We start from the raw sequence: 13829 nt of genomic DNA, 5'->3' as shown, positions 1-13829 counted from the left end.
GCATAGTGTCGCGGTCGGACATCGGCCGCTCAGCGCCGGTGCTCAGCCGCACCGGCGCGGGGTGCTCGGGTCGCTCAGCCGCCGTTGGCCTCGACGACCGCCTTCAACCGCGCCAGCCCCTTCTCGAAGTCCTTGCCGACGATCTTGTCGGTCGGCAAGATCTTGGAGAGCACCTTCATCAGGCCCTGCTGCTCCCCGGTCATCCGCCAGACCACCTCGGTGGCACCGGATTCGGTCGGGTTCAGCTCGAACAGGACCTGGTTGGTGGCCTTCCAGGGCTTCTCGAAGACCAGCTGGATACCGATCTCGCGATCGGCGCTGGCGACGACCTCCATGCTGCCCGCACCGGCCTTACGGTTGCCGATCCAGGCGTATTTGGCGCCGATACCGGCATCCGGGCCGGTGTAGGTGCGCTGCAACTGCGGGTCGATGTCCTCCCAGGGGGACCACTTCGTCCATTCGTGCAGGTTGTCGATGAACCCGTGAATACGCGACGGCTCGGCCGAGATCACGGCCTGCCGGACCACTTCGAACTCAGCCATGCCGACAGCGTAGGCGACCGACCACTGGAAATGGGGTAAAAAACCATGTCGGCTCAGCCAGGGCTACTCGCATACGATTATCACGGGATGTTGTCGGATCAGAGCGGCCCGAATGGGCGCGGCCAAGCGTTGCAGGCGCCCGCAGGTGAACCAGTCGTGGTCGCCCTGCTGGGCGAGATCGCGCTGCGCCGAGACGGCGCGCTGACCGCGCTACCCGGAGCCCGCTCCCGACTGCTGCTCGCCGCCTTGGCCATGCGTCCCGGCCGTAGCCGCAGCGCACAGTCTCTGATCGACGACGTATGGGGCGAGCAGCCGCCGCGCGCGCCGATGAACGCGCTGCACACGCAGGTGTCCCGGCTGCGTTCCGCGCTGCCCGACGGCGCGCTGGAGATCGGCCCGGCCGGTTACCGCCTGACCTTGCACGCGGACCAAGTGGATCTGACCCGCGTCGCGGAACTGACCCGCCTGGCCCGCGACTACCGGACCGCCGGTGACGACGCGGGCTGCCTCGACGCGATCGCGCAGGCGCGGGCGCTGTGGCGCGGCGAGCCCGGCGCGGATCTGCCGCCGGGCGAGGTTGCGGACGCGCTGCATGCCCTCGCGACGAGCAGGCTTGCCGAACTGGACGCACTCGAGCTGGCCGCTCGCGAGTCGACCGGCGACCTCGACGGCGCGCTGCGGATCGCCCGGTTCCGGGCCGGCCGCAACCCGCTCGACGAACCCGCTCAGCTCACCCTGATGCGGCTGCTCGCCGTGGCAGGCCGCCCCAACGAGGCGCTGGAGTCGTTCGCCGCCTTCCGAACTCGGCTGGCCGAGCAACTCGGCGCGGACCCGGGACCGGCGCTGGTCGAGTTGAATACCGCGATCTTGCGCGGCGACTCGCTGGACCGCATCGCACCCGCCGCGGCGGCGACAGCGCCGCCCCGCGGCGCGGCAATCCCTTCCGGAAACGGCAGCCCCGCACGACCCGACACGAGCACCGACTTCGCCATGCCCGCGGCGATCGGGCTGCGCGCCGCGCCCAACGCCCTGCTGGGTCGCGAGGCCGATCTGACCGCGCTCGACGCACTGCTGCGCACCTCGCGGGTGGTCACGGTGCTCGGCCCCGGCGGATCCGGCAAGACGCGCATCGCCAACGAGGTCGGCGCGCGGGTGGCGCACACCCGCTCGGTGGTGCTGGTGGAGCTGGCGTCGATCCGCGCGGAGGACACCGACGTCGTGCTCGAGATCGAGGCCGCGATCAGCGCGGTGCTCGGCCTGAGCGATGTGTCGCTCGGCTCGGCGTCCGCCCTGCGGAATCGGGAGGTCGTCGCGGCAAGCAGGCAGCGCCTGCGCAACGCGGTCGCCGCGCGTCCGATGACGCTCATCCTGGACAACTGTGAACATCTGATCGACGCTGTCGCGATGGTGGTCGCCGATCTGATCGGCGTCGCGGATCTGCTGACCGTGCTGACCACCAGCCGGGCGCCGCTGATGATCACCGCCGAGGCGGTATACCCGTTGCCGCCGTTGACCATCGACGCGGCCGGGTCGCCCGCGACCGAACTGTTCGCGGCCCGCGCCAGGTCGGTGCGTCCCGGCGTCCGGCTCGATCCCGAGATCGTCGCCCTGCTGTGCCACACCCTCGACGGCCTGCCGTTGGCCATCGAACTCGCCGCCGCGCGGGTCCGGGTGATGAGCGTCGAGGAGATCAATCTGCGGCTGGCGGATCGATTCGCGCTACTGCGCCACGGTGATCGCAGCTCGCCGGAACGCCACCGCACCTTGCACGCGGTGATCGACTGGAGCTGGAATCTGCTGGACGCCCCGCAGCAGGTGGCCTTGCGTCGATTGTGCCGATTCCCAGCGGGTTTCACGCTGGCCGCGGCCGAGGCGGTGGTCAGCGGGCCGGAGGTGGACGACGTCGCGGCGGCGGTCGACGGTTTGGTGAACCAGTCGCTGCTCACCCTGCTCGACGACGAGGTCCTCGGCACCCGCTACCGCATGCTGGAGACGGTGCGGGAGTACGGCGACGAACAACTGGCCGGTTGTCCCGCCGAGTCCGACCTGATGGCCGAGCGATTGATGGTGTGGGCCAAGAACTATTCCGCCGACGCCGCGGCCCGCTTCATCACCGGCGACCAGGTGGAGCTGGCCCTCGCGGTGACCACCGAGCTGGACAATCTGCTTGCGGCACTGCGCTATGCGCTCGAACGGCGCGACGCCGGTGTCGCGTACACGGTGTTTCCGGTGATCGCCATGCTGTGGGTGCTGCGCGGTTCGCACATGGAGGTGATCGCCTGGGCGCCCCGCGTCGCCGAACTCCACCCGGCCGATACCGGTCCGGACGCGCCACCCGGGGACCTGGTGTTGATGAGCTATCAGACGATGTTCATGCACTTGGCCTTCAGCCGGGCCGAACCGCGTGAGCTCGCGCGGTTGCGCACCAGGGTCCGCCGATTGCTCCGCAGCAGAACCGATCTCAGCGAAGCCAACCGCTTCATCGGCAGAATCGTGTTGAGCCGCTCGGACGGACGCGGGCTCGCGCGGTACATCGCGAATTCCATCCGGTCGAAGGATCTCGAAACACGTTCCACCGCATTGCTTTTGCGTGCGAACATCAAGGAGAACCTCGGCGATGTGCGTGGTTCGACGGTGGACGCGGTGCACGCGCTCGACATCTACGGCAATGACAATGTCTGGAGTGTGGCCATGGTGTGCAGGCACCTCGGCCAGGTCTACGGTCAGATCGCCGAGTACGAGAAGGCGGTGGCGTACTACGCCCGCTCGCTCGGCATGCTGCAGCGGTTGGGGGCGTACGAGGACACCGTCGAGACGCGGGCCATGCTGGTCGCGTCGCTGATCGGCGCCGGGCGGCTGCCGGAAGCCAGGCAAGAATTGGCGCGCGCGTTCGGATCGGCGGAGGTGGACGGCGTGGTGGGCAAGCAGAATCATCTGCTCGCCACGATCATGCAGAGTTCCGCCGAGGTGGCGCTCGCCGACGGCGATATCGAGGGCGGTCTCGACCGCTATCGACAGGCCTTGGAGGTGTCCGGCTGGCCGACCGACGAGGGGAACCCGGGGCCGGGCGGGCTGATGCTCGGTGCTGCCGTGTTGGACGCGCGCCTGCTGTACGGCGAGGTGGAGACCGCGGGCGAGCTCGTCGAGAACCTGGTCGATCTCATGTTGCCGACGATGGCGCAGTTCCAGGACCTGCCGCAGATCGGTGCGGTCGCCTGCGCGGTCGGGTCGTATCTGATTGTCACCGGGCAGGATCGGGTCCGCGGCTTGGAACTGTTCGCGCTGGCGCCGAATGCGTTCTGCCGTCAGGACTTTCCGTCGATGCGCTGGTCCACGCACGCCGAATTGGTCGACCGGCACCTCGGTGCGGGCCCGCTGGCGGAGGCCAGGGCGAAGGTGGTGCGCATGCGTCGACGGGATTCGGCCGACCGGATCATGCAGCTCCTGGGGGAGTTGCCGCACTCGCGCTGAACGCGACGGAACGCCGGACGACCACGAGTCGTCCGGCGTTCCGTTGTCCCTCATCGGTTTTCGGTTGTCACGCCCGGCGCATGTACGCCTTGACGGCCAGCGGCGCGAAGATGGCGATCACCACCACCGAGCCGATCAGCGAGAAGGCCAGGTTGTTGCCGTAGATGTTGCCGTTCATCAGGTCCTGGGCCGCGTTGACCATGTAGTAGACGGGGTTCACGTGGTTCAGGCCCTGCAGCCAGCCCGGCATCTTGCTCACCGGCGCCAGCGCACCGGACATGAACGTCAGTGGGAACATGATCATCATCGAAATGCCCTGCACGCCAGAGGCACTCTTGCCGGTGACACCGACGAGCGCCCAGATCCAGCTGACCGCGAACGAGCACACGATGATCACCAGTCCGGCGGCGACCACGCCGACGAAACCGCCGCCGGGCCGGTAGCCGAGAGCCAGCCCGACCACGACGGTGAGCACCGTCGCGATGGTGTAGCGCACCATGTCGGCGATCAGCGCACCGGTCAGGGCCGAAATGCGGGCGATCGGCAGGGATTTGAACCGGTCGAAGACGCCCTTGTCCATGTCCTCGCGCAGCTGGGTTCCGGTGACGACCGAGGTCAGGATCACCGTCTGCACCAGGATGCCGGGGATCAGGGTCGGCAGGTAGTCGTGCACCGACCCGCCGATCGACCCGCCGAAGATGTAGGCGAACAACGCGGTGAACAGGATCGGCTGGACGGTCACGTCGAACAGCTGTTCCGGGTTGTGCTTGATCTTCAGCAGGCCGCGGTAGGCCATGGTGAACGAGGTCTCCACGGTCCTGCGCAAGCTGATGTGGTTGCTGACCTCGGGAATGTTGACAGGTGCCGCGCGGCGCGGCTTGGCAGGTGCGGTGATGGTCGTCATGCCGCGCTCCGTTCGGAATCGGTGTCGTCTTCGGCCGGGCGGCCGGTAATGGTGAGGAAGACCTCGTCGAGGCTCGGCTTGCTGACGGTGATCTCCTCGATGCCGATCTGCCACTCGCGCAGGCGAATCAGCAGATCGGCGGTCAGTCCGGCGTCCTGCAGCGGTGCGGTGAGCCGACCGGCCTCCGGCGTGATCACGGCGTCGACGCCGGGGAACTCGCTGACGATCCGGCGGGCCTCGTCGAGCTGCCCGCGGTCGACCAGGGTCAGGTGCAGCGAGGAGCCGCCGACCGAGGCCTTGAGCTCGTCGGCGGTGCCGTCGGCGATCACCTTGCCGTGGTCGATCACCGCGATGCGGTCGGCCAGCTGATCGGCCTCGTCCAGGTACTGCGTGGTGAGCAGCACCGTGGCGCCCTCGCGGACCAGCCTGCGGATGGTCTCCCACATCTGGGCGCGGGTGCGCGGGTCGAGACCGGTGGTCGGCTCGTCGAGGAACAGCAGCGGCGGGGTGGAGATCAGGCTGGCGGCCAGGTCGAGCCTGCGCCGCATGCCGCCGGAGAAGTTCTTGAGCGGCTTGGTCGCCGCCTCGACGAGGTCGAACTCCTCGAGCAGCTCGACCGACTTGCGGCGCGCGTCGGTCCGGCTGAGGCCGAGCAGGCGGGAGAACAGGATCAGGTTTTCGGTGGCGGACAGGTCCTCGTCGACCGAGGCGTACTGCCCGGTGACGCCGACCAACGACCGCACGGCCGTCGGCTCGGCGACCACATCGTGGCCGAAGATGCGGGCGCTGCCGCCGTCCAGGCGAAGCAGCGTAGCCAGCATCTTGATGGTCGTGGTCTTGCCGGCCCCGTTCGGTCCGAGCACGCCGTACACCGAGCCCTGCGGTACCGCCAAGCTCACACCGTCGACGGCGCGCTGTTCCCCGAACACCTTGACCAGCCCGTCCGCCTCGACGGCGAGTGCTGAAGTGGGTGTGAAAGAAGTCATGGGTAAGACTGTGCGGCCCACTTCTTGCACGGCCCTTGCATGACTATGACGCGGTCACTTGCGTCCGTTAGCGGGTCGAGTCGGCGAGCAGGCTTTCTCGGAGACTGGTGCGATCGGGCTTGCCCGGCCCGCGCATGGGGATCTCGTCGACCAGCGTGAGTTCGCGCGGCGCGGCGATGGAATCCAGTTCGGCCACCACGTATTCGCGCAGTTCGTCGAGGGTCGGCACGACGCCGGGGGCGGGGACGACCACGACCGCGACGCGTTGGCCGAGGCGCTCGTCCGGTAAGCCGAGTACGACGCATTCGCGGATGGCCGGGTGGTTCATCAGCACGGCTTCGACGACCTGCGGGATCACCAGGAGGCCGCCGGTCATGATGGCCTCGTCGAGTCGGCCGGTGATGCTCAGCCTGCTGTTGTCGAAGGTGCCCGCGTCCTCGGTGCGGAACCAGCCCGGTTCGGCGAAGGCGGGGTGATCCGGTTGGCCGCGGTAGCCCGAGGCGATCATCGCGCCGCCGAGCAGCACCCGGCCGTCCTCTATGCGGATCTGCGTGCCGTCCAGCGGTATGCCGTCGTACACGCAGCCGCCGCAGGTCTCGCTCATGCCGTAGGTGCGAACGACGTTGATACCGGCCGCTTTCGCGCGTTCGTACACCGGCAGCGGGGTGGCCGCGCCGCCGACGAGGACGCCGTCCAATTGGGCGAGCGCCGTCGCGGCGACGGGGGCGTCGAGTGCCTTGATCAGCTGGGTCGGCACCAGCGCGGTGTAGCGCCGATCGCCGCGCATGCCGGAGACGGCACCCGCCAGCGCCTCGGGCAGGAAACCGCCCGACACGTCGAGGATGGTCGGTTGGGTGCCCGCGAGGATGCTGCGCAGCAGCACCTGGATGCCCGCGATGTGATGCGTCGGCAGCGCGAGCAGCCAGCTGCCCGGTCCGCCGAGCCGTTCGTGCGTTGCGGTGCCGCTGGCCCCCAGCGCTGCGGCGCTGAGCATCGCGCCCTTGGGCACGCCGGTGGTGCCGGAGGTGGTCACCACGAGGGCGACGTCGTCATCGATGGTCTCGCCGGGTGCGAGGGCCTCGCTGAGGCGCCTGGCCTCGCGGCGGTCGCTGGTCGGGATCGGTAGCCACGCGGGCCCGCTGCCCTCCAACGCTTCTCGCAGATGGGGGAGTACCTCGCCCGCGCCGGAGCCGGTGGGCATGGGCAGCGTGCGGAGAGTGCGGCTCACGACTCCACCTCGCTGGCGCTCGGTTCCGTCGTTCGCGAGGACGCTGTGTCGATGGTTCGCTCGCTTCGCTCCCTCACGATTGCACCCCGTCGACACTCGGATGGCCATCGGGCCTACTCACGACCTCACCTCGCCGAGGTTCGGCTCCATCTTCCCCAGAGGCGCTGTGCCTACGGCTCGCCCACTGCGCTCGCTCACGGTAGCGATCGTGTCATGGTCGCGTCGCCGAACGCGGAACGGGTGGTCGGTTTGCTGGGGCGGCGCGAGACATGTGCGGCCACCCCCAGGAATAGGGGCTCAGGTACGCCAGGCATCGAGACTGCGATTCACTCGTCGGACGGGTTACGCACGGTGGCCGGGCCGGACATCGGCGGTCGGGGGCCATCCGAGCGCTATCGTCCTCGCCGTGGCGGCCCTTGGCAACTCGGGTCCCGCGGCCGATCGCACGTACGAATGTAATGTCAGTCCGTTGACCTGCGGGTATCTCGGCGGATCGGGTGCTCCGGCGGCACTTCGACGAACACGATCGGCACCCCGTCCGGGTCGCGCACCCACATTTCGATGAGTCCCCACGGCTCCTGAACGGGCGGCCGGTCGATGGCGATGCCCTTCAATGCGAGCTCCGCCGCGGCGTCCGAGGCGTCGCGCACCTGGAGCCAGATGGCACCGGTGAACGTGGACGGCTGATCCGATCCGCCGTGCGCGGCCACCTCGACCAGCGACTGTCCAGCGAAGAACACCGTGCCGCCCGGATACTCCCGCGCGATGGCCAGCCCGACCCCGTCGCGATAGAAGCCGAGCGTGCGCGGGTAGTCGGCGGGCCGCAAAATGATTCGGCTGCTGAGGATGTCCATGTCAGAAGTACCAGGGGTAGGGGGTCCAGTCGGGCTTGCGCTTCTCCAGGAACGCGTCGCGGCCCTCGACGGCCTCGTCGGTCATGTAGGCCATCCGGGTCGCCTCGCCCGCGAACAGTTGCTGGCCGACCAGGCCGTCGTCGAGCAGGTTGAACGCGTACTTCAGCATGCGTTGCGCTTGTGGGGATTTGCCGTTGATGTCGGCGGTCCATTCCAGCGCGACATCTTCCAGTTCGGCGTGGTCGACGACCTTGTTCACCGCGCCCATCTGGTGCATTTCCTCGGCGGTGTACGGGCGGCCGAGGAAGAAGATCTCGCGGGCGAACTTCTGGCCCACCATCTTCGCGAGATACGCGCTGCCGTAGCCGCCGTCGAAGCTGCCCACGTCGGCGTCGGTCTGCTTGAAGCGGGCGTGCTCGCGGCTGGCCAAGGTGAGGTCGCAGACGACGTGCAGGCTGTGCCCGCCGCCCGCGGCCCAGCCGTTCACCAGCGCGATGACCACCTTCGGCATGAACCGGATCAGTCGCTGCACCTCGAGGATGTGCAACCGGCCCGCCCGGGCCTGGTCGACGGTGTCCGCGGTGTCGCCACTGGCGTACTGGTAGCCGTTGCGGCCGCGGATGCGCTGGTCGCCGCCGGAGCAGAAAGCCCAGCCGCCGTCCTTCTCGCTCGGGCCGTTGCCGGTGAGCAGCACCGCACCGACGTCCGCGGTCATCCGCGCGTGGTCCAGCGCCCGATAGAGTTCGTCGACCGTATGCGGACGAAACGCATTGCGTACCTCCGGGCGATCGAAAGCGACACGGACGGTGCCCTGTTCGGTGTGCCGGTGGTAGGTGATGTCGGTCAGATTCTCGAACCCGGGGACGGGCCGCCACAACTTCGGATTGAACGTCACGCCAGTGATTATTGCTCTCGGCTCTGAGTCGGCTGACCGGGTGTACGAAAGTGCCACGACTTGACGGTGTAAAACAACGCGTTACCGTGCATCTATGGATGCAGTATCGCGTAGCGATTCGATGAGGGGTGGCGGCCGGGCGGCGGGAGGGCGTGATGCAGTGAAACCGGTTATCGACCGTAGTGCGGTGGATGAGTCGCGGTACGAGAAGCACGGGGGATTTCCGAAGGTGTCCCGCGCGAAGATCGGGCGCAACTTCGGCCCGTTCGTCGAGGCGATGCGGACGCTGCAGGATCTCGCGGTTTCGGTCGACGCGCCCGACGAGGTCTTCGGCGCCGCGCTCGATCACGCCCAACAACTCATCGCGCTGCTCGAGCCACACCGCGCACCCGAGCTTCAGGGACCCGCGGGTCGCGCCGTCGAATTGCCCGGCCGCGGAAGCCTTCTGCTGCTGCCGTGGCAGGTGGCCGAGGCGGGCCCGGACGGCATCCGGATGACGGGTGAGTTCCGCCGTTTCCATCTCGGCGGCAACGGCGCGGCGCACGGCGGCGTGCTGCCGCTGCTGTTCGACGATCTGCTCGGCATGATCGTGCACTACGCCGGACGGCCGATCAGCCGCACCGCGTATCTGCATGTGAACTATCGCAAGATCACTCCGCTGGAGACACCACTGACGGTGCGCGGTCGTGTCGATCGCACCGAGGGGCGCAAGACCTTCATCACCGCCGAATTGCTCGATGAGCAGGGCAATGTGCTCGCCGATTGTGAAGGATTGATGGTGCAATTGCTGCCGTGGCAGCCTTGAGCCGGTGAGTGCCGCGACCAGTTGCGCGGGGATGCGTATAGTTGCGCCTGCTCGTTCATCGAAACCTATTCCGGAGGACCTGAAAGTGGTTGCAGCACTGTCTGAATCCCTGCTCGACGACGCCAAGCGCCCGGCTTTCCTTGCCGATGCCGTCGAGGTTCTTGATGCCGAGGTCTCGGACAAGGGTGGTGCGTCCGGCCTGGCTGTGAAGGGTGGCTACGCGGCGGTCAAGAAGATCAGCCCGTCGATCGTGCCCGACGCGCTGGCGTCGTTGGCGCCCAAACTGGTTGCGCAGCTTGACCCGTTCTGGCAGGAATTCACCGCCACCGGGTCGGGCACGTTCGGCGATCTGCTGGTCGCCAAGTCCGACCAGGTCGCCGAGGCGTTGCTCTCGGTCACCGACGCCCGCGCCGAAGCCTCCACCCGGCCCGCGCTGAAGAAGGTCTACTCGTCGATGCGTTCGTCGGCGAAGAAGAACGTCATCGAGGCGTTGCCGCGCGTCGGCGACCTGATTCAGAAGCACGCCAACTGAATTAACACCGTGCACGTCGAACGCGTCGCACATCGACCGGCCGCCCGCGGCCGTGCTTTCCGATGTGCGGCGCGTTCTGCTGTCCGGCCGGGCCGGGCCGACCTGCCGGGTGTGAGCAGGGCGACGCAGACGCGGGGGCCACTGTCTGAGAGGCTGGAGTCGTGAACCCGTCTACAGCACAAGCGCAGGTCGTGGTGGACGAACTCGCGCGGGGCGGGGTGCGGGACGTCGTCCTGTGCCCCGGATCGCGCAACGCCCCGCTGGCCTTCGCGCTGCAGGCCGCCGACGCGGCCGGGCGGCTGCGGCTGCACATGCGCATCGACGAGCGGACCGCGGGCTTCCTGGCGATCGGTTTGTCGGTGTCCAGCCGCCTGCCGGTGCCCGTCGTGATGACGTCGGGGACCGCGGTGGCCAACCTCGGCCCGGCCGTGCTGGAGGCCAACTACGCGCGCATTCCACTGGTCGTGCTCAGCGCCAACCGGCCGTACGAGATGCTCGGTTCCGGCGCGAATCAGACGGTGGAGCAGCTCGGACTGTTCGGTAGCCAGGTCCGCGCCACCATCAGCCTCGGCCTCGCCGAGGAGGAGGCGCTGACCGCCGACTGCGCCGAGTACGGGCACCAGAACAGCCAGTGGCGCTCGGCCGTCTGCCGGGTCCTCGCGGCGGCCCGCGGCACCCGCTCCGGCAATGCGGGCCCGGTGCACTTCGACATCCCGCTGCGCGAACCGCTGGTGCCGAACCTCGCACCGGGCGAGCTGACGCCGGACGGCCGCGCGGACGACCAGGCGTGGACCCAGACCCAGTACGCCACCTTGGACGTGCCGCTCGATCTCGATCTAACTCCCGACACCGTCGTCATCTCCGGGCACGGCGCCGGGCTGCGGCCGGAACTGGCCGACCTGCCCACGGTCGCCGAACCCACCGCCCCGATGCACGGGCCCGCGCTGCACCCGCTCGCGCTGCCGCTGCTGAAGCCGCGCCAGGCCATCATCACCGGGCGGCCGACCCTGCACCGTCAGGTCTCCAAAGTGCTTGCCGACCCGGCTGTTCGGGTCTACGCGCTCACCACGGGCCCGCGCTGGCCCGATGTCTCCGGCAACGTGCTCGGCACCGGAACCAGGGCGGTCACCAGCGGCGCGCCCCGGCCGGAGTGGCTGGCGTACTGTCGCGAACTCGACGCGAAGGCGAATCAGGTGGTGCGCGAGGAACTCGACCGCCACCCGAAGCCGACCGGCCTGCACGTGGCCGCGGTGGTGATGAACGCGCTGCGGGACGGCGATCAATTGCTGCTCGGCGCTTCGAATCCCGTGCGCGATGCCGCGCTGGTGTCGCATCCGCGCCCCGGCATCCGGGTGCTGTCGAACCGCGGTGTCGCGGGCATCGACGGCACGGTGTCCACCGCCGTCGGCGCGGCACTGCGGCACGAGGGCCGCACCGTCGCGCTGATCGGCGATCTGACCTTCCTGCACGACGCGTCCGGCCTGCTGATCGGTCCCGGCGAGCCGCGGCCCGCCGATCTGACCATCGTGGTGGCCAACGACGACGGCGGCGGCATCTTCGAGCTGCTCGAGCAGGGCGACCCGCAGTACGCGGGCGTCTTCGAGCGCGTCTTCGGCACGCCGCACGGGATGGACCTGGCCGCGCTGTGTGCCGCCTACCGCATCCCGCACAAGCAGGTAGATCCCGCGCAGCTGGCCGTCGAACTGGCCGGAAACGCGCACGGCACTCGGGTTTTGGAAGTCGCTACCGAGCGCTCCAGCCTGCGCGAACTGCACGCGACGGTGCGCGCCAAGATCTCGCCGTAGCGGGTTCGGACTACTCGCCGTCGAGCGCCCCGGTTCCGTTGGCGGGATACTCGACCAAGGCCAGCGTGCGGGCAGCCATGAACCGCGCGGTCCGCACCGGTGTCCCGGTCCGGGTCACCTCGCTCACTTCCACGACGCCGCGCGCGATGCGCACGTCGACTCGCCGCCCCGCACGGGTGGCCACTACTTCATAACTGCGAGACCCGTCACCGAAGTCGACGACGATCTCCACTCGATCACCCTTCATCTACCAATTGTCCTCTTTTCCAGCGCTTTTCGCTGTCACGACTTGGTCGCGGTGCGGTGCCGCGGGCGGCGTCGGACGGGCCTGGCAGCCGGCCGAATTCGGTCGACGACGCGTGCGCCGCGGCCGCTCGAATTCGTGCCGGGCGGGCACCGATGAATCCCGGGGCGCCGCGTCGTCTGCACAAGAGAGACGTCCCGCATGCCCAGGAGACCCGATGAACCAGGAATTCGATTTCGAACCGGCCGCCACCGCACTCGAGGCCGTGGTCGTGCGCATCAGCGATGATCAGCTCGCCGCCGACTCGCCGTGCGCGGACACCAGCGTGCGCGACCTGCTCGCGCACGTCGTCGATCTGACCGAGGCGTTCCGCCAGGCCGCGACGAAGGAGGCCGTCGGCGGTTCGGTCGCGCCGTCCATCGGGGCCGAGCGCGCGCTGCCCGGCGATTGGCGCACCCGCATCCCCGCCCAACTCAAGGCGCTCGTCGGTGCCTGGCGTGAGCCGGACGCGTGGGACGGTGTGACCGAGGCGGGTGGCGTCAGTGAGCAGGCGCCGGTGATGGCCAGGATCGCGCTGGACGAAATCGTCGTGCACGGCTGGGATCTGGCCAGGGCCACCGGCCAGCCGTTCAGCGCCACCGCGGACGACCTCGCCATCTTGCTCGACATGCTCGATGGCGTCCCGCCCGAGGGCACCCCCGGGCTCTTCGGTCCGGTGGTTCCGGTCCCGGCGGAGGCGTCCGCACTCGACCGCGTCCTGGCGCTCACCGGCCGCAGCGCCGCCTGGACGGCGTAGCCACCGTGCGTCTCGTCCCGCAGCCGCACACTTGCTGATCTGCCGCACACGGAATCGCATGCGATTCGTTGTGCGGGAAGTCAATTGGTGTGCGTGGACGTTGGTATTGCGTCGGCTGTGATGAATGTGCCTGCGGTTACCGCGTTTACGGCGGCTCGGGCGGCGGTGGTGGCGGCGTGGTCGTCGATCGGGTCGCCACTCGCCAACAGCCGGTAGTACAGCGGGGCGGACACCGCCGACAGCACGGCGCGGGCATCGGTGCCCTCGGGCGCCTCGCCACGTTCGACGGCTCGTTCGACGCACGGTGACCATTCGGTGAGGCGGACGTCGTAGAAGCGGCGCAGGGCGGTGGCGGCGGACTCGTCACAGGTCGCGGCGGCGATGACGGACTGAAAGAGCTTGCCCTGGCGTGGATCTGTCAACGTCTTGGCGACCAGGCGGGCGTTGGCGGTGAGGTCGCCGAGCAGTGACCCGGTGTCGGCGTGCGACACGGACTGTTCGGCCATGTCGACCAGGAGATCGGTGACCAGGCCCGTCGGATTGCGCCAGCGCCGATAGACGGTGGTCTTGCCGACCTCGGCGGCGGCGGCCACTTCGGCCAGGTCCAGGTGGGCGAAGCCGCGCTCGGCCAGCAGGTCACCGGCGACCTGCAGCACGGCCTCGCGGACTCGGGCCGTGCGTCCACCAGGGCGAACCGAGCCAGGCGCCACCTCGTCGTCGTTCATAATGGGTCTCCAGTTTTATTTAGGGCCAAAGGGGTGTACCGT

Annotated in this window: 13 protein-coding genes; 5 read left to right on the top strand and 8 right to left on the bottom strand. The window is 68.8% G+C overall.

From position 1 onward, the window contains the following. Positions 1-74 precede the first annotated feature (74 nt). The gene (locus ACQPW1_RS45055; protein ID WP_433659770.1) at positions 75-542 is read right to left on the bottom strand and encodes an SRPBCC family protein; all 468 of its coding nucleotides are present in this window, start codon (positions 540-542) and stop codon (positions 75-77) included. Between the two features lie 87 nt (positions 543-629). Between ACQPW1_RS45055 and ACQPW1_RS45050 the strand changes: the two genes are divergently transcribed. Further along, positions 630-4013 (top strand): AfsR/SARP family transcriptional regulator, encoded by a 3384-nt coding sequence (locus ACQPW1_RS45050; RefSeq protein ID WP_433659768.1) that lies wholly within the window; start codon positions 630-632, stop codon positions 4011-4013. 67 nt (positions 4014-4080) lie between these two features. Here ACQPW1_RS45050 and ACQPW1_RS45045 read toward each other — a convergent pair whose 3' ends face one another. From ACQPW1_RS45045 to ACQPW1_RS45025, 5 genes are all read right to left on the bottom strand, one after another. Next, a complete protein-coding gene (locus ACQPW1_RS45045; protein ID WP_433659766.1) occupies positions 4081-4917 on the bottom strand; it encodes an ABC transporter permease in 837 nt (278 codons plus the stop codon). Further along, positions 4914-5903, bottom strand: coding sequence for an ATP-binding cassette domain-containing protein (locus ACQPW1_RS45040; RefSeq protein ID WP_433659764.1), 990 nt, complete (start codon positions 5901-5903; stop codon positions 4914-4916). Before ACQPW1_RS45040 ends, ACQPW1_RS45045 begins: the two co-directional genes overlap by 4 nt. 67 nt (positions 5904-5970) lie before the next feature. Beyond that, positions 5971-7104, bottom strand: a complete 1134-nt coding sequence (menE, locus tag ACQPW1_RS45035) for an o-succinylbenzoate--CoA ligase (RefSeq protein WP_433665522.1) — start codon at positions 7102-7104, stop codon at positions 5971-5973. 488 nt (positions 7105-7592) lie between these two features. Next, on the bottom strand, positions 7593-7985 hold the full coding sequence (locus tag ACQPW1_RS45030) for a VOC family protein (protein ID WP_433659762.1): 393 nt from the start codon (positions 7983-7985) through the stop codon (positions 7593-7595). A 1-nt stretch (position 7986) separates the two neighbouring features. Next, positions 7987-8880 (bottom strand): 1,4-dihydroxy-2-naphthoyl-CoA synthase, encoded by an 894-nt coding sequence (locus tag ACQPW1_RS45025; RefSeq protein ID WP_433659760.1) that lies wholly within the window; start codon positions 8878-8880, stop codon positions 7987-7989. 160 nt (positions 8881-9040) lie between these two features. Here ACQPW1_RS45025 and ACQPW1_RS45020 point away from each other — a divergent pair, with 160 nt between their 5' ends. The 3 genes from ACQPW1_RS45020 to menD all read left to right on the top strand — a co-directional run bounded on the left by ACQPW1_RS45020 (position 9041) and on the right by menD (position 12022). Then, positions 9041-9685, top strand: coding sequence for a PaaI family thioesterase (locus tag ACQPW1_RS45020; RefSeq protein WP_433659758.1), 645 nt, complete (start codon positions 9041-9043; stop codon positions 9683-9685). An 85-nt stretch (positions 9686-9770) separates the two neighbouring features. Then, positions 9771-10217: a DUF6918 family protein gene (locus ACQPW1_RS45015; RefSeq protein ID WP_433659756.1), complete on the top strand. Its 447-nt coding sequence runs from the start codon at positions 9771-9773 to the stop codon at positions 10215-10217. Positions 10218-10378: 161 nt separating this feature from the next. Then, the gene (gene menD, locus ACQPW1_RS45010; RefSeq protein ID WP_433659754.1) at positions 10379-12022 is read left to right on the top strand and encodes a 2-succinyl-5-enolpyruvyl-6-hydroxy-3-cyclohexene-1-carboxylic-acid synthase; all 1644 of its coding nucleotides are present in this window, start codon (positions 10379-10381) and stop codon (positions 12020-12022) included. A gap of 10 nt (positions 12023-12032) precedes the next feature. On the opposite strand, the gene ACQPW1_RS45005 is transcribed toward menD, so the two are convergent. Further along, entirely contained in the window at positions 12033-12269 is a 237-nt protein-coding gene (locus ACQPW1_RS45005; protein WP_433659752.1) for a hypothetical protein, read from the bottom strand. Positions 12270-12483: 214 nt separating this feature from the next. Between ACQPW1_RS45005 and ACQPW1_RS45000 the strand changes: the two genes are divergently transcribed. After that, on the top strand, positions 12484-13062 hold the full coding sequence (locus tag ACQPW1_RS45000; RefSeq protein WP_433659750.1) for a TIGR03086 family metal-binding protein: 579 nt from the start codon (positions 12484-12486) through the stop codon (positions 13060-13062). An 80-nt stretch (positions 13063-13142) separates the two neighbouring features. On the opposite strand, the gene ACQPW1_RS44995 is transcribed toward ACQPW1_RS45000, so the two are convergent. Beyond that, a complete protein-coding gene (locus tag ACQPW1_RS44995) occupies positions 13143-13787 on the bottom strand; it encodes a TetR-like C-terminal domain-containing protein (protein WP_433659749.1) in 645 nt (214 codons plus the stop codon). Between the last annotated feature and the right edge of the window lie 42 nt (positions 13788-13829).

Origin of the sequence: Nocardia sp. CA-128927 (assembly GCF_050955855.1) — a bacterium.
In the GTDB taxonomy this organism is placed as follows: Bacteria; Actinomycetota; Actinomycetes; order Mycobacteriales; family Mycobacteriaceae; genus Nocardia.
The sequence above is the reverse complement of the archived record's forward strand: the minus strand, read 5'-3'. Positions and strand labels throughout refer to the sequence as shown.